The 18682-nt window shown below is 46.4% G+C and carries 15 protein-coding genes and 8 tRNA genes; 2 read left to right on the top strand and 21 right to left on the bottom strand.

Going from position 1 to position 18682, the window contains the following annotated elements:
• Positions 1-19: 19 nt before the first annotated feature.
• The 7 genes from rodA to leuS form a co-directional block, all read right to left on the bottom strand.
• Positions 20-1141 (bottom strand): rod shape-determining protein RodA, encoded by a 1122-nt coding sequence (gene rodA / locus FIV04_RS03555; RefSeq protein WP_032551438.1) that lies wholly within the window; start codon positions 1139-1141, stop codon positions 20-22.
• Positions 1141-3033, bottom strand: coding sequence for a penicillin-binding protein 2 (mrdA, locus tag FIV04_RS03560; protein ID WP_152468288.1), 1893 nt, complete (start codon positions 3031-3033; stop codon positions 1141-1143). The genes rodA and mrdA overlap by 1 nt, the downstream gene beginning before the upstream one ends.
• A 6-nt stretch (positions 3034-3039) precedes the next feature.
• Positions 3040-3510 carry a 23S rRNA (pseudouridine(1915)-N(3))-methyltransferase RlmH gene (gene rlmH, locus FIV04_RS03565; RefSeq protein WP_032551440.1) on the bottom strand — a complete coding sequence of 157 codons (471 nt, stop codon included), beginning with the start codon at positions 3508-3510 and terminating at the stop codon, positions 3040-3042.
• Between the two features lie 3 nt (positions 3511-3513).
• Entirely contained in the window at positions 3514-3831 is a 318-nt protein-coding gene (rsfS, locus tag FIV04_RS03570) for a ribosome silencing factor (protein WP_032551441.1), read from the bottom strand.
• Between the two features lie 49 nt (positions 3832-3880).
• Positions 3881-4906, bottom strand: coding sequence for a DNA polymerase III subunit delta (gene holA, locus FIV04_RS03575; protein ID WP_152468289.1), 1026 nt, complete (start codon positions 4904-4906; stop codon positions 3881-3883).
• Between the two features lie 9 nt (positions 4907-4915).
• Entirely contained in the window at positions 4916-5536 is a 621-nt protein-coding gene (gene lptE, locus FIV04_RS03580; RefSeq protein WP_150871325.1) for an LPS assembly lipoprotein LptE, read from the bottom strand.
• A 210-nt stretch (positions 5537-5746) separates the two neighbouring features.
• Positions 5747-8320 carry a leucine--tRNA ligase gene (gene leuS / locus FIV04_RS03585; RefSeq protein ID WP_032551445.1) on the bottom strand — a complete coding sequence of 858 codons (2574 nt, stop codon included), beginning with the start codon at positions 8318-8320 and terminating at the stop codon, positions 5747-5749.
• 160 nt (positions 8321-8480) lie between these two features.
• Here leuS and FIV04_RS03590 point away from each other — a divergent pair, with 160 nt between their 5' ends.
• Positions 8481-8951, top strand: a complete 471-nt coding sequence (locus FIV04_RS03590; protein ID WP_032551447.1) for a zinc ribbon-containing protein — start codon at positions 8481-8483, stop codon at positions 8949-8951.
• 74 nt (positions 8952-9025) lie between these two features.
• On the opposite strand, the gene lnt is transcribed toward FIV04_RS03590, so the two are convergent.
• The 5 genes from lnt to miaB all read right to left on the bottom strand — a co-directional run bounded on the left by lnt (position 9026) and on the right by miaB (position 14757).
• Complete coding sequence (gene lnt, locus FIV04_RS03595; RefSeq protein ID WP_152468290.1) at positions 9026-10540, bottom strand: apolipoprotein N-acyltransferase; 1515 nt, start codon at positions 10538-10540, stop codon at positions 9026-9028.
• A 32-nt stretch (positions 10541-10572) separates the two neighbouring features.
• On the bottom strand, positions 10573-11463 hold the full coding sequence (corC, locus tag FIV04_RS03600) for a CNNM family magnesium/cobalt transport protein CorC (RefSeq protein WP_152468291.1): 891 nt from the start codon (positions 11461-11463) through the stop codon (positions 10573-10575).
• A 120-nt stretch (positions 11464-11583) separates the two neighbouring features.
• A complete protein-coding gene (gene ybeY, locus FIV04_RS03605; protein ID WP_032551451.1) occupies positions 11584-12045 on the bottom strand; it encodes an rRNA maturation RNase YbeY in 462 nt (153 codons plus the stop codon).
• Positions 12046-13167, bottom strand: a complete 1122-nt coding sequence (locus FIV04_RS03610; RefSeq protein ID WP_152468292.1) for a PhoH family protein — start codon at positions 13165-13167, stop codon at positions 12046-12048.
• A gap of 165 nt (positions 13168-13332) precedes the next feature.
• On the bottom strand, positions 13333-14757 hold the full coding sequence (miaB, locus tag FIV04_RS03615) for a tRNA (N6-isopentenyl adenosine(37)-C2)-methylthiotransferase MiaB (RefSeq protein WP_150871337.1): 1425 nt from the start codon (positions 14755-14757) through the stop codon (positions 13333-13335).
• A 335-nt stretch (positions 14758-15092) separates the two neighbouring features.
• Between miaB and FIV04_RS03620 the strand changes: the two genes are divergently transcribed.
• Positions 15093-16268, top strand: coding sequence for a 2-octaprenyl-3-methyl-6-methoxy-1,4-benzoquinol hydroxylase (locus tag FIV04_RS03620; protein ID WP_152468293.1), 1176 nt, complete (start codon positions 15093-15095; stop codon positions 16266-16268).
• A 65-nt stretch (positions 16269-16333) separates the two neighbouring features.
• On the opposite strand, the gene FIV04_RS03625 is transcribed toward FIV04_RS03620, so the two are convergent.
• From FIV04_RS03625 to FIV04_RS03665, 9 genes are all read right to left on the bottom strand, one after another.
• Positions 16334-17383 carry a lactonase family protein gene (locus tag FIV04_RS03625; RefSeq protein WP_152468294.1) on the bottom strand — a complete coding sequence of 350 codons (1050 nt, stop codon included), beginning with the start codon at positions 17381-17383 and terminating at the stop codon, positions 16334-16336.
• A gap of 154 nt (positions 17384-17537) precedes the next feature.
• A tRNA-Leu gene (locus tag FIV04_RS03630) sits at positions 17538-17622 on the bottom strand.
• Between the two features lie 120 nt (positions 17623-17742).
• Positions 17743-17827 (bottom strand) — tRNA-Leu (locus FIV04_RS03635).
• 71 nt (positions 17828-17898) lie between these two features.
• Positions 17899-17975, bottom strand: a tRNA-Met gene (locus FIV04_RS03640).
• A 45-nt stretch (positions 17976-18020) separates the two neighbouring features.
• Positions 18021-18105 (bottom strand) — tRNA-Leu (locus FIV04_RS03645).
• A 52-nt stretch (positions 18106-18157) separates the two neighbouring features.
• Positions 18158-18232: transfer RNA gene (locus tag FIV04_RS03650), tRNA-Gln, on the bottom strand.
• A 53-nt stretch (positions 18233-18285) separates the two neighbouring features.
• Positions 18286-18370: transfer RNA gene (locus FIV04_RS03655), tRNA-Leu, on the bottom strand.
• Positions 18371-18422: 52 nt separating this feature from the next.
• Positions 18423-18497: transfer RNA gene (locus tag FIV04_RS03660), tRNA-Gln, on the bottom strand.
• 53 nt (positions 18498-18550) lie between these two features.
• Positions 18551-18635, bottom strand: a tRNA-Leu gene (locus tag FIV04_RS03665).
• Positions 18636-18682 lie beyond the last annotated feature (47 nt).

Here is an 18682-nt window from a genome sequence, read left to right on the forward strand (position 1 = left end):
TCATTGCGTTAAATATCACTTAAGTCGCCTTAGAGAATGCTTTACGGTGAGTGTGGATTGACATCAAAATACCAAAACCTGCCATCAATGTAACCATCGAAGTACCACCATAACTAACAAGAGGTAGCGGTACACCTACCACAGGAAGAATGCCACTTACCATGCCGATGTTTACGAAAATATAAACAAAGAAGCTCAAAACAATACTACCGCCCATCATTCGCCCAAATGCTGTTTGAGCTTGGCTCGCGAGAATCAGACCGCGGCCAATAATGAATAGATAGATAGCAAGTAGGAATAGGATACCGATCATGCCCCATTCTTCGGCAATGACAGCGAAAATAAAGTCGGTGTGACGCTCCGGAATAAACTCTAATTGAGACTGTGTTCCTTGTAGCCAACCTTTACCTGAAATGCCGCCAGAGCCGATTGCAATCTTACTTTGAATGATGTGGTAGCCGGCACCGAGTGGATCGGACTCCGGATCAAACAGAGTACGTACACGAACCTTTTGGTATTCGCGCATTAAGAAAAACCATAGGATTGGGATAAATGCACCTAAAGCCACAGCCGCACTCGCTATGATCTTCCAGCTGATCCCTGCTAAGAAAATCACGAAAATACCGGATGCAGCGATCAAGATTGATGTCCCTAAATCGGGCTGCTTAGCGATAAGAATGGTGGGTACAAACACCATCACCAGTGAGATGACCAGCGTTTGGAATGTCGGCGGTAGTGAACGCTTACCAATGTAACGAGCCAGCATCAGTGGTACAGCGAGCTTGAGTAACTCCGACGGCTGAAAACGAATAAAGCCGAAGTTCAGCCAACGTTGAGCACCTTTGGAGGCTTCACCAAAGAACAGCACCCCGAGCAACAGTACAACACCACCTGCAAACAGAACCGGAGCCAGTGTTTCATAAGTTCGTGGTGAGATTTGCGCGAGGAAAATCATCACTCCGAGTGACAATGCCATACGCATCGCTTGGCGATCCATCATCGCCAAACTTTGACCACTTGCGCTGTACATAATCAGCAGCGCAAATCCCATCAGCACTAAGATGCCAAGTAGGAGTGGCAAATCGATATGGAATCGCTCAAATAGGGCGCGATTTTGACCAGTAGAGAGATCGAGTTTCATTATTGTGTTGCCTTACTCTTATATTCGTCGCCCAAAACTATATGGTCGAAGATACGTCTCACAACAGGACCACCGTTTGAAGAACCACCACCGGCGTTCTCAAGTACGATGGTCACGATCGCTTTTGGATCGTCCAGCGGCGCAAAGCCAGTAAAGAGCGCGTGGTCACGTAGGTGTTCTGCGATTTCATCAGCGTTGTACTCTTCATCTTCTTTCAATCCGAAGACTTGTGCGGTACCAGATTTACCCGCAGTCAGATAAGACATATTTTGGAAAGAGCGACGAGCGGTACCTTTACGACCGTGGTTAACCAGCTTCATACCTTCTTTACCTATGTCCCAGAATCGTTGTTTCACACCAGTAATTGGTGGATACGTTTCGATATCAGACAGCGATTGCGTCTCAAGTGGTTGACCGTTTTCAATGGTGGCACGCAGTAGGTGCGGAGCAATGACTTCACCTTCATGGACTAACACCGATGTTGCTTTAGCAATCTGCATTGGTGTTGCTGTCCAGTAGCCTTGTCCAATACCCACTGGAATGGTGTCCCCTTGATACCATGGCACACGGTGACGAGCCATTTTCCAATCACGCGTCGGCATGTTGGCTTTGCTCTCTTCGTATATATCGATACCCGTGTAATCACCAAAACCAAACATCATCATCCAGCTTGATAGTCGGTCGATGCCCATATCAAAGGCGATTTGATAGAAGAAGGTATCCACGGATTCTTCTATCGCTTTCACGATATCAACGGTACCGTGTCCCCAACGCAGCCAGTCTCGGAATGGTTTGGTTTTTGAGTTCGGGATCTTCCAGTAACCCGGATCGTTACGGGTAGTGTTTGGTGTGATCACGCCTTCTTGCAATGCGGCTACCGCAATGAAAGGCTTAATCGTTGATGCTGGTGGGTAGATACCCAGAGTTGCACGGTTTACGAGTGGACGGTTTTTGTCGTTGAGTAGGGCATTGTAACCCTTGGACGAGATACCGTGCACAAATGCATTCGGGTCATAGCTTGGGCTAGAGACCATGGCAAGTACGCCGTTGTCGTCTGGATCAAGCACAACCGCTGAACCTCGACGTCCATCGAGTAGTTTATGTACGTAAAGTTGAAGGTCGATATCTAGGTTCAACACGATATCTTTGCCCGGAATTGCGGGTACAAACTTCAATGTACGGATAACACGGCCACGGCTGTTTACTTCAACCTCTTGATAGCCGGCAGTACCGTGAAGTATGTCTTCGTAATAGCGCTCGATACCTAACTTACCGATGTCACGGGTCGCTTGGTAGTTTGCGTCTTTCTCTTCACGAACCAGACGACGCATATCGCGGTCATTAATGCGCGATACGTAGCCAATCACGTGCGTGAGCACATCACCATATGGGTAAAAACGCTTGAGTGTGCCCGTAACCTCAACGCCTGGGAACTTGTGCTGGTTTACCGAGAAAACAGCTACTTGATCTTCGGTCAATTGGGTAAGGATAGGAACCGATTTAAAGCGACGCGTATTGCGGCGATCGCGGTTAAATCTTTCGACTCGCTCTGGGCTGATTTCTAAAAGTTCTTGGAGACGCGCAATGGTGTCATCCATGTTCTTTATTTTCTCAGGGGTGATTTCAAGGTTAAATACCGGGCGGTTTTCCGCCAGTAATACACCATTTCGGTCATAGATTAGACCGCGCGTTGGTGCGATTGGGACAACCTTGATGCGATTATCGTTCGAGCGAGTTTTATAGTCTTGGTATTGGTTGACCTGAATGTTGTACAGGTTGGCAACCAAAATGCCCATCATGATTACAATGCCTATAAACGCAATAAAAGCACGACTAGCAAATAGTCGTGCTTCTTCTTTGTAATCACGGATCTGGCTACGTTTACGTAACATTAACGCTTATTCTCGGTGATACGGGTGATTAGCTGTAATGCTCCAAGCTCGGTACAGGCTTTCTGCCATGATAACGCGCACAAGAGGGTGCGGTAGAGTCAGAGCCGACAGAGACCAGCTTTGGTCAGCTGCCGCTTTACATGCTGGAGCAAGCCCTTCAGGGCCACCAATAAGGATAGAAACATCGCGTCCATCCAGCTTCCAGCTTTCTAGTTGTTCAGCAAGTTGCGGTGTATCCCACTTTCTACCTGGGATATCGAGCGTCACAATACGGCTACCTTTTGGTACCGCTGCTAGCATTGCTTCGCCTTCTTTTTGCAGAATACGTGCAATGTCAGCATTTTTGCCGCGTTTGCCCGCTGGGATCTCGACCAATTCCAGTGGCATATCGTGTGGGAAGCGACGCTTATATTCTTGAAAGCCTTCTTCAACCCATTTTGGCATTTTGGTGCCAACGGCAATTAATTGGATCTTCACAGATTAGCCCCACAGCTTTTCTAGTTGGTACAGCTCGCGTTGCTCAGCTTGCATCACATGAAGCATGCTGGTGCCCATATCTAGGACAACCCATTCACCTTCTTGTTCCCCGTCCATACCTAGCGGCTCTAGACCGACTTTTTTCACTTCACTTGCGACATGTTCTGCGATAGAAGCGACGTGGCGCTTTGAAGTACCAGTACAAACGATCATGTAGTCTGTCACACTGGATTTACCTTCAACGTCGATGGTGATGATCGACTCTGCTTTCATGTCGTCGGCTTTATCTGCAAGAAAATCTCTTAGTTCTTCACGTAACACAGGGTGTTCCTTAAATCTTAATTTTGCGACTCAAAATCATATCACGCTTTTATGCGGGAAAGGGGATTGAAGCCGAGGGGATACAAAACTCAACACTCAATTGGTGAATGAGTGGCCAAGGTGATTGCTCATACTGGGTTTTAGATAGCAATTCAGCTTGAGTAAGCAGTGCAAACAGAGAGTGTAACTGAGTCACTGAGACTCGTGTTAGCGCTGCGTTATAAAGGGGTTTCTTTGATTGCCAGATACGGTGTTTCTCGAACACTTGTCCGATGGGCATCTGTTGCATTTGTTGCTGCATCTGAAGTAGTAGTGCTAACTCTCGTTGAATACTGCGTAAAAGAATCACCGCTTCCACACCTTCCGCCTCTAATTGGCGCAAAATACGTTGGGCTCGATTACCTTTACCTGCAAGCAGAGCATCTACCCAATGGAATGGGGTAAAGTGATTATGACGACTTAGTGACTCTTCAAGTCGAACTAAGGTTAGCTTGCCATCAGGATATTGCAGTGCCAGCTTCTCTAAGCTCTGGGTTAATGCAAATAGGTTTCCTTCGTGCCATTGAGCCAGCATCTGAGTGGCTTCGGCATCTGGCTGTAAACCAATTTGGCGACAGCGAGCTTGAACAAACTGCGGCAAGCGGCCAACGTCAGGTGTTAAGCAACTTACCCAGTGACCTTGGCTCGACAGTGCTTTGAACCACTTAGCATTTTCTTGTGCTTTGGTTAGTTTGGTTCCGATCAACACCAACATGATGTCTTCGTGCAGCTGGTCTGATAGCGCCAATAGTTCTTTCGCGATGGCAGCATTTACACCAGACTCTGGCAACTCTAATTCGATCAGCTGACGGCTCGAAAATAGGCTCAGGGCTTGAGTACAGTCGTAAACATCATTCCAATCTAGGCTGCTGTCGATAGCAAAGCGATGACGCTCTTCAAAGCCCTGATCTTTAGCGGCTTTCTGAATCGACTCGCGGCTTTCTTGAAGCAATAGCGGTTCGTTACCAAAGATCAAATAAACGCGGCTAAGCTGCTTATTTAACTGCTCTGATAAGCGGTCTGCAAAAATACGCATCAGTTAACCTTATTGAGCAGACTCAGTTGAATCTGGAGTTACCTCAACATTCTTGATGTTGTACTGCTTCTCTAGCTCTTTAACCTGAACCTCTTCTAGGTCTTCAAGGTTCATGCTATTCGCGGCAATGTTGGCTTTCAGACGCGCCATTTGACGCAGGATCTGACTTGCAGCTAGCTTGCGCATCTCATCTTCAATCATGTCGCGTTCAACGGATTTTGCTAGTGCTGTTAGCGGGTTATCTAGGTAACTACGAGTTACGCTGGTGGTAAACGTTTTATCGCCTAATTCAGGAATCGTCACTCGGTAAGAGGCATTGAACGTCAGCTCTTTCTCAGCAGCACGAGTGTTTTGGTATAGAGAGAGTGTACGCTCATTAACGCTTTCACTTAGTAGGTGAAGGTTAGGTGTTTTGCTAGTTGGCGCAACAATTTCCACGTTACTCATACGCAACTGACTCTTCACCATCCGCGTAAAGGTACTGTATTGGTCGTAACTGGATACTGAGATCTTGTTCAGCTCTTCTGGTACAGAGTAGTCACCACGTAGGTGAAAACCACAGGCTGAGAGTAGGCTGACAGTTAGAACAACGAATGTAGCTTTTAACGAAGACAGTGAAATCAGGCGCATTATTTGATGGCTCTCATAAAATGGATTACTTATTTAAAGGCTTTAAATTCGGGGGTAACCGTGCTGGTATTAACCAATGTAAAAGCGTTTAAATAAGTAGACAGGGTGGGATGCACCCTGTCTATTGACTGCGAAGTAGCAATTAAGTTCTTTAATTCCTATCGCATTGTGAGTGTTAACTCAACCAATCAGTCACGATGTGACGAATGATTAGTTAGCAACGATGTTCAGTAGCTTACCTGGTACGTAAATCACTTTACGGACAGTCTTGCCGTCTGTGAACTTAGTTACGTTCTCATCGTTTAGACCTAGCGCTTCAATATCTTCTTTAGAGATATCTGCTGGTACTGTTAGTTTCGCACGTAGCTTACCGTTAACCTGAACGATGATTAGCTTCTCGTCTTCAACAAGCGCTTTCTCATCGTGTGTCGGCCATACAGCGTTGTCGATGTCTTCTTGACCCAGAGCTGTCCACATCTCGTAAGAAATGTGAGGAGTGATTGGGTAAAGCATTGCAACAACTGCTTTTAGTGCTTCATCAAGGATTGCACGGTCTTGTGCTGATTCTTGTGGTGCTTTCGCTAGCTTGTTCATCAACTCCATGATTGCAGCGATTGCAGTGTTGAACGTTTGACGACGTGCGATATCGTCAGTCACTTTCGCAATTGTTTTGTGAACGTCACGGCGAAGTGCTTTTTGGTCACCAGAAAGTGCAGAGGTATCTACTGTTTCTGCTGCGCCTTTCGATGCGTGCTCGTTTACTAGTTTCCAAACACGTTTCAGGAAGCGGTTAGCCCCTTCAACGCCAGACTCTTGCCACTCAAGTGTCATGTCTGCTGGTGAAGCAAACATCATGAATAGACGTACTGTGTCAGCACCGTACTTGTCTACCATCTCTTGTGGGTCGATACCGTTGTTCTTCGACTTAGACATTTTGATCATGCCTGAGTGTGTTACGTCACGGCCTTCGTTGTCTTTAGCTGAAGTGATACGGCCTTTACCGTCACGCTCTACAGCAACGTCAGTTGGAGCAACCCACTCTTTACCGCCTTTGTCGTTCTCGAAGTAGAACGCATCCGCTAGCACCATGCCTTGACATAGAAGCTGCTTGAACGGCTCGTCAGACGTTACGTAACCTGCGTCACGTAGTAGTTTGTGGAAGAAGCGCGAGTACAGTAGGTGCATACATGCGTGCTCGATACCACCGATGTACTGGTCTACTGGTAGCCAGTAGTTCGCTTTTTCTGGATCTAGAATGTCGTCAGCTTGTGGCGAACAGTAACGCGCGTAGTACCAAGAAGACTCCATGAACGTATCGAACGTATCTGTCTCACGTAGAGCAGGTTCGCCGTTGAACGTTGTCTTCGCCCATTCTTTGTCAGCTTTGATTGGGCTAGTTACGCCGTCCATTACCACGTCTTCAGGAAGAATTACTGGTAGTTGGTCCGCTGGTACTGGGTGAACTTCACCATCTTCAGTCGTTACCATTGGGATTGGAGCGCCCCAGTAACGTTGACGAGATACACCCCAGTCACGTAGACGGAAGTTTACTGTCTTAGTACCTTTGCCTTCTGCTTCAAGCTTCGCTGCGATTGCATCGAACGCTGCTTGGAACTCTAGGCCATCGAACTCACCTGAATCGAATAGTACGCCTTTCTCAGTGTACGCTTCTTCAGAGATGTTTAGCTCGCTGTCGTCAGCAGGCTTGATCACAGGGATGATATCTAGGCCGTACTTAGTCGCGAACTCGTAATCACGTTGGTCGTGTGCAGGTACTGCCATTACAGCACCAGTACCGTAGTCCATCAGTACGAAGTTAGCCACGTAAACTGGAACTTCACGACCGTTCAATGGGTGAATCGCAGTAAGGCCAGTCGCCATACCTTTCTTCTCCATTGTCGCAAGCTCAGCTTCCGCTACTTTGTTGTTCTTACACTCTTCGATGAAGGCTGCTAGCTCTGGGTTGTTCTCAGCTGCTACTGCCGCAAGAGGGTGACCTGCTGCGATACCTACGTAAGTCACACCCATTAGTGTGTCTGGACGTGTTGTGTAAACTTCTAGGTCTTGTTGACCTTTCACTTCAAACTTAAGTTCTACACCTTCAGAGCGACCGATCCAGTTGCGCTGCATGGTCTTAACCATTTCAGGCCAACCGTCTAGGTTATCTAGATCGTCTAGTAGCTCTTGAGCGTACTCAGTGATTTTGATGAACCACTGTGGGATCTCTTTTTGCTCTACAGGCGTGTCACAACGCCAGCAACAACCGTCTTCAACCTGTTCATTTGCAAGAACAGTTTGGTCATTTGGACACCAGTTAACTGAAGAAGTCTTCTTGTACACTAGGCCTTTTTCGTAAAGCTTAGTGAAGAACTCTTGCTCCCAACGGTAGTATTCAGGCGTACAAGTAGCGAATTCACGGTTCCAGTCGTAACCAAAGCCTAGAAGTTTAAGCTGGTTCTTCATGTACTCGATGTTTTCGTAAGTCCATGGCGCAGGAGCCGTGTTGTTCTTAACCGCTGCGTTTTCTGCTGGTAGACCGAATGCATCCCAACCGATTGGCTGCATTACGTTTTTGCCTTGTAGGCGTTGGAAACGAGATACCACATCACCGATTGTGTAGTTACGCACGTGACCCATGTGCAGTCGACCACTTGGGTATGGGAACATGGATAGACAGTAGAATTTTTCTTTATTTGGGTCTTCACTTACAACAAAGGTCTTGTTGTTATCCCAGTGCTGTTGAACTTTTTGTTCAATTTCTTGCGGATTGTATTGTTCTTGCATCGATGATGTCCGGTTATCTTGGAATTTGTGAGTCTGGTTTGATCAGACTTCAATAGATCGTCATAGAATACCTAAAGGAACGAACTACAACAATAGCTATACCTGTCATACTCTCATTATCTCGGGTATTGATTTAGGTCTGCAATCTTGAGGAGGACTTATGCCAAAGAAAAAAGCACTTTATGAAGAGCTGGTGGAAGATGTCATTGAAACACTTAAGCATAGCCCTGAAGAGATCAACAATAAGATTGAAACATCAGGCAAGCTTGCAAAAGCCGCGAATGATATGACGAAAGATGAGTTATCCTTGATCTCGGCTTACGTTAAATCGGATCTAAAAGAGTTCTCTGAAAACTACGAAGAGAGTAAAAGCGGACCGTTTTACTTGATGATTGCAGATTCTATCTGGCATGGCTTGCTGGAAATCACCGACCGAACCAAGGTGGAATGGGTAGAGCTGTTCCAAGATTTGGAGCATCAAGGGCTTTATCAAGCAGGAGAGGTGATCGGTTTAGGTCGTCTGATTTGTGACGATTGTGGTCACCAAACAGAATACAACCACCCAACTACCATCATTCCATGCATCAAATGTGGCGGTAAAGGTTTCAGTCGTAAAGCGCTCAAGCCATAGTACTCCCTCCGACATAAACAAAAAGGGTTGACCCAGTAGGCCAACCCTTTAAAGTTTTGCCTCGAATCTCGACCCTAGCTTTTCTCTCTCAAACGCCAGCCGACTACTAAGCTCAATAGCACCCAAACGTAAAGTGGCCACGTGCCGACAATGCGGTAAGGTGTTTGACCATCGGTAGAGATAAGTTCTGCCGTTAACACCGCAGTCTCGAACTGAGGCACTTGCTCAACGATTTTGCCTTTGTGGTCAGTTACCGCCGTCACACCGTTATTAGTCGAGCGAATAACCGGCTTGCCAAGCTCTAGAGCACGCATTTGCGCGATCTCCATATGCTGTAGTGGACCAATTGAACTGCCAAACCATGCATCGTTAGAGAGCGTTAAAATGAAGTCTGTCTCTTCGGTCACGTTCTGACGAACTTGATCATTAAAGATGATTTCGTAACACAGTGCAGGTGCTAGGTGGCGGCCATTCGCCACGATGTTTGGCTGAATGAAATCACCGCGACTAAACGACGACATTGGTAAGTTGAAGAACGGCGCCAGTGGACGCAAGATGTCTTCAAACGGCACAAACTCACCAAACGGAAGTAGGTGGTGTTTGTGGTAGCGCTCATTTGGGTCGTAGCTGTACTCTCCATATGGATTTACCCCAAGAGAGAGAATGCTGTTGTAGTACTTTTTGTCTTCCGACTGATTGAGCACACCAGTGATGATTGAGCTGTTATTCATCTTCGCCGCGCTATCAAGGTTGCGAAGGAAGGATGGTATCTCAACCTCAAATGCTGGGATTGCGGCTTCTGGCCAGATGATGATATCTGCACCCCAGTTATCACGGCTCATGTCTGTGTACTTCATCATGGTCGGCCAACGCTGACTTGGTAACCATTTCAAGTCTTGGTCGACGTTCCCCTGAATGAGTACGACTGATGTGGTTTTGTCTGGATTCGGTGTCACCCAGTCAATGTTTCGAATGCCAAAACCTGCACTCAATAAAACCACAGGAATCAACCCCACGCTCCAGGCTCGATTAATCGCCGTATAAGCCAGTGCACTCGCCGAAACAATAACGGCTAGGGTAATCAGTTCCACACCACCAATCGGTGCAAATGAGCCAAGAGGAGACTCTATTTGGCTATAACCAAGCCATAACCACGGGAAACCTGTCATAACCCAGCCGCGCAGCCAATCTGTCACTAACCATAAGGCAGGTGCAGCAAGGAAAAAGCGAGTGAGGTTATTGTTAGGGAAGAAGCGGTTGAGTGCCCATGCGAATAGACTCGTATAAATGGCGAGGTATCCAATAAGCGAGCCCATTAGGAATAGGTTTGCGGCTAGCGGCATGCCTCCAAAGCCGTCAATACTGACGTAGACCCAGCTGATGCCAGTAGCAAACTGACCAAAACCCCACGCGTAACCTGTCCACAGTGCACTCTTGGTACTTTGCTTGTGCAATAGGATTAACAGAATAGCTGGGCTGAGAATGGCGATAGGCCAGAAGGAGTAGGGAGCGAACGCAAGGGTTGTGATAGCGCCAACAAAAACGGCCGCAAGCGGCCGTAGTAGGCGATGAATAAATGGTTTAGTCATCTAAATTATGTCATCTCTTTAGAGAGAAGTTGTTATTCTTCGATAGTTGGAAGAGGTTGCTCGTCTGGGATAGTCACCTGTAATTGAATCACACGGCGGTTATCTGCAGAGGTCACTTTGAAATGGTAGTTTTCAATTTCTACAATTTCACCGCGAGTCGGCAGGTGCCCAAAGGCTGTCATCACCATACCACCAACAGTATCCACTTCGTCATCACTAAAGGTCGTTCCAAATGTATCATTGAACTCTTCAATAGTGGTTAAAGCTTTTACTGAGAAGGTATGCTTGCTCAGCTTACGAATGTCTAACTCTTCCTCATCGTCGAACTCGTCTTCAATTTCACCAACGATTTCTTCGAGGATATCTTCAATGGTTACGAGACCAGATACACCGCCGAACTCATCGACAACGATAGACATATGGTAACGCTCTTCACGGAACTCCTTGAGTAGGCGGTCAACACGCTTACTTTCTGGAACAACAACCGCAGGACGAATCACTTGCTCAATGTCGAATGGGGCGCTGTCTGAACCCAAATACTTAAGTAGGTCCTTCGCTAAAAGAATGCCCTCTACATGGTCTTTATCTTCACTGATCACTGGGTAGCGAGAGTGTTGAGCATCAGTAATCAACGCAATCAATGTATCTAAGTCATCGGTGCGTTCAACTGTGACCATTTGAGAACGCGGTAGCATGATGTCACGTACGCGCATCTCAGAGATTTCCATTACACCCTCAAGCATGTCGCGAGTGTCGTGGTCAATTAGGTCATTAATTTCAGAGTCGCGGATTACATCTACGAGCTCCTGGCGGTCTTTTACCTCGCCTTGAAATAGTTGGCCTAGGCGTTCAAAGAAGGACTTTCTACTCGGACCTTCAGATTTTTTACTTCCCTCAGAAGTGGGGGGGTTACCTTCGTTCATGATTTCTCAAAAAATAACGCTATCAGAAGTGTGATAGCACACATAACAACTCAGATACCAATAGTGTTTCAAGGTTCGTGGAGCTGCTGTTTCTCTGCAACCTATCTTCCTAGAATCGGTTTACTTTTCTAGGATGTAAGGGTCTTCGTATCCCATAGCTTGCATGATTTCTGTCTCGAGTGACTCCATCTCTTCAGCTTCATCATCTTCGATATGATCATAACCTAGCAGATGCAGACTGCCATGTACAACCATATGAGCCCAGTGTGCTAACAGAGGCTTGTTTTGCTCTTCTGCTTCTTTTTCTACCACTTGGCGACAAATGATGAGATCACCTAAAAGATCGAGCTCAATGCCCGGAGGCGCCTCGAACGGGAAAGACAACACATTGGTTGGCTTGTCTTTTCCGCGATACTCATGATTCAGCTGGTGGCTCTCTTCCGTATCAACGATACGAATGGTCAGTTCCGCATTCTCTTGGAATTGTGGAATGGTTTTGTCCAACCATTGCTGAATGTCTTGCTCAGTCGGTAAGCCTTGTTCATCTTCGACTGCTAATTGCAGGTCTAGTTCAATAGACATCTATTTATCACCTTGTTCTGCAACGACAGAGCTATTTTGTGTTGCTAATTGTTTCTCAGCTGGCTGTTGAGCCTCAAGCAGTTTGGCCTCACGCTCTTCACGCTTACGACGTTCAAACTCTTTACGCTCTTTTTGGTCTTTCGCTTCCCATTTCTCATACGCGTTAACGATACGAGCAACAACTGGGTGACGAACCACATCCTCTGACATGAAGAAGTTAAAGCTGATGTCATCGACTTCGCTCAGTACTTCTGTTGCATGACGTAGACCAGACTTCGCACCACGAGGTAAATCGATTTGGGTGATATCACCCGTGATTACCGCACGTGAGTTAAAGCCGATACGGGTCAGGAACATCTTCATCTGTTCAACCGTGGTGTTCTGGCTTTCATCAAGAATGATGAAGGCATCGTTCAGAGTACGACCACGCATGTACGCAAGAGGTGCAACCTCAATCACGTTACGCTCAATCAGTTTCTCAACACGTTCAAAACCTAGCATCTCAAACAGTGCGTCATAAAGAGGACGCAAGTAAGGGTCGACTTTCTGGCTTAAGTCACCAGGAAGGAAGCCGAGTTTCTCGCCAGCTTCAACTGCTGGACGTGTTAGTAGAATACGACGGATCTCTTGGCGCTCAAGAGCATCTACTGCTGCTGCCACCGCTAGGTAAGTCTTACCTGTACCTGCAGGACCAATACCAAAGCTGATGTCATGAGTGACCATGTTCATTAGGTATTGCGCTTGGTTTGGCGTACGTGGCTTAATCACGCCTTTCTTAGTCTTGATGAACACTTCTTTGCCGTGCTCAATACTTGACTCAATTGTTTGTTCTAAGACACCTGACTCTTTAATCGCCAGATGGATTTGCTCTGGCTCGATATCTGGAATATTACCTTTCACCGGAGCAGACTCAACATACAGACGCTTAACGATCTCAAGCGCAGCTGCAGCCGTGTGAGGCTTGCCGACGATAGTGAAAAAGTTGCTGCGGTAGTTGATCTCGACACCTAAACGGCGTTCGAGGTGTTTAATGTTGTCATCGAATGGGCCACATAGGCTTGCAAGGCGACGGTTATCTGCTGGTTCTAGATTGATCTCTAGGGTAACGATTTTATTGCTCAAATTAGCCTCTCATTTTGTGCCACCCACTCTTTTCAATAAACAAAGAGCAAGAAGCCCGATTGGGACCGGGCTTCTAGTGGCGATTTCCCTATTTCTAAGATGGTCACTTAGTTAGGTAATTTCAAGCTTTGTAGTTCAGCTTTGTGCTGAATCTAGATGTTTCGCTTACGGCGTAAATGTTGCTACGCCTAGCTCGTCTTCACGTTTGGTGTTCGCCATCATCTGAGTTGGAGAGATGATAGTACGTAGGTCCATGTCTTTTTCTGTACGAACCAGTTCACCACGTAGAGAGTTAGCGAATACATCAGTGATCTTCACATCAACGAATTGACCGATAAGGTCTGCGCTGCCTTCGAAGTTAACAACACGGTTGTTTTCAGTACGCGCGCGAAGCTCCATTAGGTTCTTCTTAGATGGACCTTCCACAAGAACGCGTTGCTCTGTATCAAGCATTAGGCGTGAGTAACGCATTGCTTGAGAGTTAACCACTTGTTGTAGTTCGTATAGACGCTCTTTTTTCTCTTGCTCAGGCACGTCACATGGGTAATCTGCAGCAGGTGTACCTGGACGAGGAGAGAAGATAAAGCTGAAGCTCATATCGAAATCTACGTCTTTGATCAGTTTCATCGTTGCTTGGTGATCCATTGCTGTTTCACCAGGGAAGCCAACAATAAAGTCAGAACTGATTTGAATATCAGGACGAGCTTTACGTAGCTTACGAATGATCGACTTGTATTCGATAGCTGTGTGAGGACGCTTCATCATCGTTAGGATGCGGTCACTACCACTTTGTACTGGTAGGTGCAGGAAGCTCACAAGCTCTGGCGTATCTTCGTATACAGCGATGATATCGTCAGTAAACTCAAGTGGGTGGCTCGTTGTGAAACGGATACGGTCGATACCATCGATAGAAGCTACAAGACGAAGTAGTTCTGCAAATGAACAGATGTCGCCTTCGTGCGTTGGACCACGGTACGCGTTTACGTTTTGGCCTAGTAGGTTTACTTCACGTACACCTTGGTCTGCAAGTTGTGCGATTTCGAATAGCACGTCATCCATTGGACGGCTAACTTCTTCGCCACGAGTGTAAGGTACAACACAGTAAGTACAGTACTTAGAACAGCCTTCCATGATAGAAACGAATGCTGTTGCACCTTCAGCGCGTGGCTCTGGTAGACGGTCAAATTTCTCGATCTCTGGGAAAGAGATGTCCATTACTGGCGCTTCATCGCTCAGAGATTGTTTGATCATCTCTGGTAGGCGGTGCAGTGTTTGTGGGCCAAAGATTACGTCAACGTATGGCGCACGCTCACGGATGTGGTCGCCCTCTTGAGTCGCTACACAGCCACCCACACCGATCACAACACCGTCTTTTTTGTCTTTTAGCGTTTTCCAACGACCAAGCTGGTGGAATACTTTCTCTTGCGCTTTTTCGCGGATAGAACAGGTATTCAGTAGTAGTACATCTGCTTCCTCAGGTACTTCTGTTAGCTCATAGCCATTTGCGGCATTTAGCAGGTCAGCCATTTTTGATGAATCGTATTCATTCATCTGGCAGCCCCAAGTTTTAATTAGCAGTTTCTTACTCATGTTTTGTTCGCTCGATCGTTAGTTTAATTTAAGGGAGCAAATCGCCCAGTGTTAATCCGCGGTTATGGTCTCTATTATAGCTTCTAAATATGGCTAAAATAGCGCGACCCTAACAGCAAGCGGCGTATTGTACTGGTTTCAAAACCGACTGACTAGTGGTCTAGCAAAATCTCTTATGTAGTGGTTTTTATTCTCGTTAAGATTGTTCGTTATTTCGAGAAACACTATACGCAGCAAGGGATTATCCATTTTGAGATTAAGGTTTTTGGTTACAAGTAAGTTGTGAAAACGTACAATCAAAAACAGTCATTGAATCAAACTGATAAGTACAAAATATGAACAGTTACGATATTGTGGTAGTCGGCGGTGGTATGGTTGGTGCAGCGACCGCTATCGGATTTGCGCAGCAAGGTATGCGTGTCGCAGTAATCGAGGGATTTGCTCCGCAAGCTTTCGAAAAGACACAACCTATGGACATTCGTGTCTCTGCGATCTCTCAAGCCTCTGTGGATCTGCTGGATTCGCTAGGTGCTTGGGATGCAATCGAGAATATGCGAGTTTGCACATATAAGCGCTTAGAGACTTGGGAGCATCCAGAGTGCCGTACGCGATTTGACGCTGCATCCTTAGAGTTACCTCGACTGGGCTATATCGTCGAAAACCGCCTTATCCAACTTGGGTTGTGGGCGCAGTTTGAACGCTATGACAATATTGAACTGCTATGCCCAGAAAAGCTCGATACCATTGAATTTGGTGAAACGAACACTGTGGTGTTGCAGTCGGGCTTGCGTCTATCAGCTAAATGGGTTGTTGGTGCAGACGGCGCGAATTCGGCTGTTCGTCAGCAAGCGGGAATTGGTATCACGGCTTGGGATTACCGCCAACACTGTATGCTGATCAATGTCGAGACGGAGCTTCCTCAGCAAGACATTACTTGGCAGCAATTTCTACCAAGTGGCCCTCGTTCTTTTTTACCTTTGGCGTCGCTTACGGAAGAGGGTAAGGAAGTGGGGCAAGGCTCTTTGGTTTGGTACGACAAGCCGTCACGTATTAAGCAATTGTCAGCAATGAGTCCAGAGAAGCTGCGTGCAGAAGTGTTAAGTCATTTCCCTGCGGAGCTGGGTGATATTAAAGTGCTTCAATCGGGCTCTTTCCCATTAACCCGTCGACATGCTCAACGTTATGCTCAAAACAACTGCATCTTGGTCGGAGATTCTGCACACACCATCAACCCTCTCGCTGGGCAAGGGGTTAACCTGGGCTTTAAAGATGTGGCAGCTCTAATTGGCCTAACTAAAGAGCAGGGTGAGTTAACTGACTCTGTCGCAAGAAGTTACGAGGTTAAAAGAAGAGGAGATAACCTAATCATGCAGAGTGGCATGGACTTCTTCTACAAGACGTTTAGTAATGATCTTGGCCCACTTAAGTTTGTTCGTAATGCAGCATTAAAGCTTGCAGAGAACTCTGGACCAATTAAAAACCAAGTATTGAAGTATGCTTTGGGGCTGTAGTTTATAGTCTCGTACAGCTAAAGAAGTAAAGGAGAGCCAATGCTCTCCTTTTTTGTATCTGCTACTCACGATATTTGTTGTGTTACACAAACCGGCGAACCCACTTCCAAAGAATGACCGCTGTAGGTTAAAGAGCCGTCTAGTTTATTGCGTTTGAAAGAGGTGAGATTGTTGGAGTGTTGATTTGCCGCGATTAGCCACTCTCCATCATCGGTAATATGAAAATCACGAGGGAAGCTACCTTCAGTACGATAGCTATCCACAAAAACCGGCTTTTGATTCACTGGGTCGAGTTTAAAGTGACTGATCCTTGATTGATGCCGGCAAGAGACATAAAGATGCTGCTCATCTGGCGATAGCTTGATCGCTGCGGCCGCTTCTCCTTTTTCTGTATTAGGAAGCGCATCCACCTCCTCGATAATATGCCAACGTCCAACGGTCTTCTCTAGCATTAGGATCGTTTCAGATAGCTCACAGACAACATAGGCTTTGTCTTCAGCCTTAGTGAAAACCATATGACGAGGCCCATTGCCCGCTGGAACTTGAATAGATTGTACTGGCTCTTCCAAAAACTCCTCTTGCTCCTCATCGAAGCAGTAGAAGTTGATGTGATCGGCGCCAAGATCAACGGTGACAAACTGTGGCGAGTGCGTCAAGAACAGCGACTGATGAGCATGTGGCCCTGTTTGCCTATTTTGGTTAGGGCCTGAACCTGACATTTTTAGCGTTTTAATTCGTTTATCGATGTTGCCATTGATACCCAAACTAAAAATATCGAATGTGCCAGAAGAGTATTGAGAGGTGATGGCAAACTTATGGTTAGGATCTATCGAGATATGGCAAGGGTGATCCCCCAATATGTACCCAGAGTTGGATGGGACGTTTGAATCTGTCTCTGAGATGTGAAATAGCTGAGGTTGGGACTGTTGGTCGATTTCAGATGCGGTATAGATGCCCAGCTTTGTAGAGACAACAAAAGAGGGGTTAATGCACTTTGCGATCAGTTGTGGAGGGTTCAGCTTACCTGTTTCCAGATCTAACTGAGTTTGATATACACCTTGGCTTCCATTTGGATCTTCTGTGTAGCAACCGATGGTTAAAGGGAGAGTTCTCATAGCGCTGTCATACTCGATGTAAAAGTGGAGCCGACATTGTCTTACAAAAAGGTAACTAAGTGATGAATCTAGGGGAAATACTTGGTGATATGGTTAGCAGATTTGTATATTTCAGATAAAAGAAAACCCAGCTAAAAAGCTGGGTCTCTAATTATGGTGCGGAAGGAGAGACTTGAACTCTCACACCTTGCGGCGCCAGAACCTAAATCTGGTGCGTCTACCAATTCCGCCACTTCCGCATCGCTAGTTTATTTTCTAGCAAATAGTGTAGTTAAGGAGATGATTGGTAAATCTCAATAACGTTGTATTTGATTGTTTCACGTGTCAATCACACACTCTTCGTTCCCGAAGAAGAATAATGGTGCGGAAGGAGAGACTTGAACTCTCACACCTTGCGGCGCCAGAACCTAAATCTGGTGCGTCTACCAATTCCGCCACTTCCGCATCAATTCGTTAGTCATACCGATAATTGGTAAAATCAGTATCACGTTGTATTTTTCATTCTAATGAAAGAATGGTGGCTACTGCGGGATTTGAACCTGCGACCCCATCATTATGAGTGATGTGCTCTAACCAACTGAGCTAAGTAGCCAACTTGTTTCTCTTTCGAGATCTCTTTGTTTCCAAAGAAGAATAATGGTGCGGAAGGAGAGACTTGAACTCTCACACCTTGCGGCGCCAGAACCTAAATCTGGTGCGTCTACCAATTCCGCCACTTCCGCATCAATTTGTAGTTAAGGAGATGATTGGTGAATCTCAATAACGTTGTGTTAGTGGCTGGGCTACCTGGATTCGAACCAGGGAATGCCGGCATCAAAAGCCGGTGCCTTACCGCTTGGCGATAGCCCAACTGGATTGTTTTATGTGTCAATCACACGCTCTTCGTTTCCGAAGAAGAATAATGGTGCGGAAGGAGAGACTTGAACTCTCACACCTTGCGGCGCCAGAACCTAAATCTGGTGCGTCTACCAATTCCGCCACTTCCGCATCAATTTTTAGTTAAGGAGATGATTGGTGAATCTCAATAACGTTGTATTAGTGGCTGGGCTACCTGGATTCGAACCAGGGAATGCCGGCATCAAAAGCCGGTGCCTTACCGCTTGGCGATAGCCCAACTGGATTGTTTTATGTGTCAATCACACGCTCTTCATTTCTGAAGAAGAATAATGGTGCGGAAGGAGAGACTTGAACTCTCACACCTTGCGGCGCCAGAACCTAAATCTGGTGCGTCTACCAATTCCGCCACTTCCGCAACAATTCTGTAGTCATACCGATAATTGGTAAAATCAGTATCACGTT

The sequence above is a fragment of the Vibrio sp. THAF190c genome (genome assembly GCF_009363355.1).
Lineage (GTDB): Bacteria > Pseudomonadota > Gammaproteobacteria > Enterobacterales > Vibrionaceae > Vibrio > Vibrio fortis_A.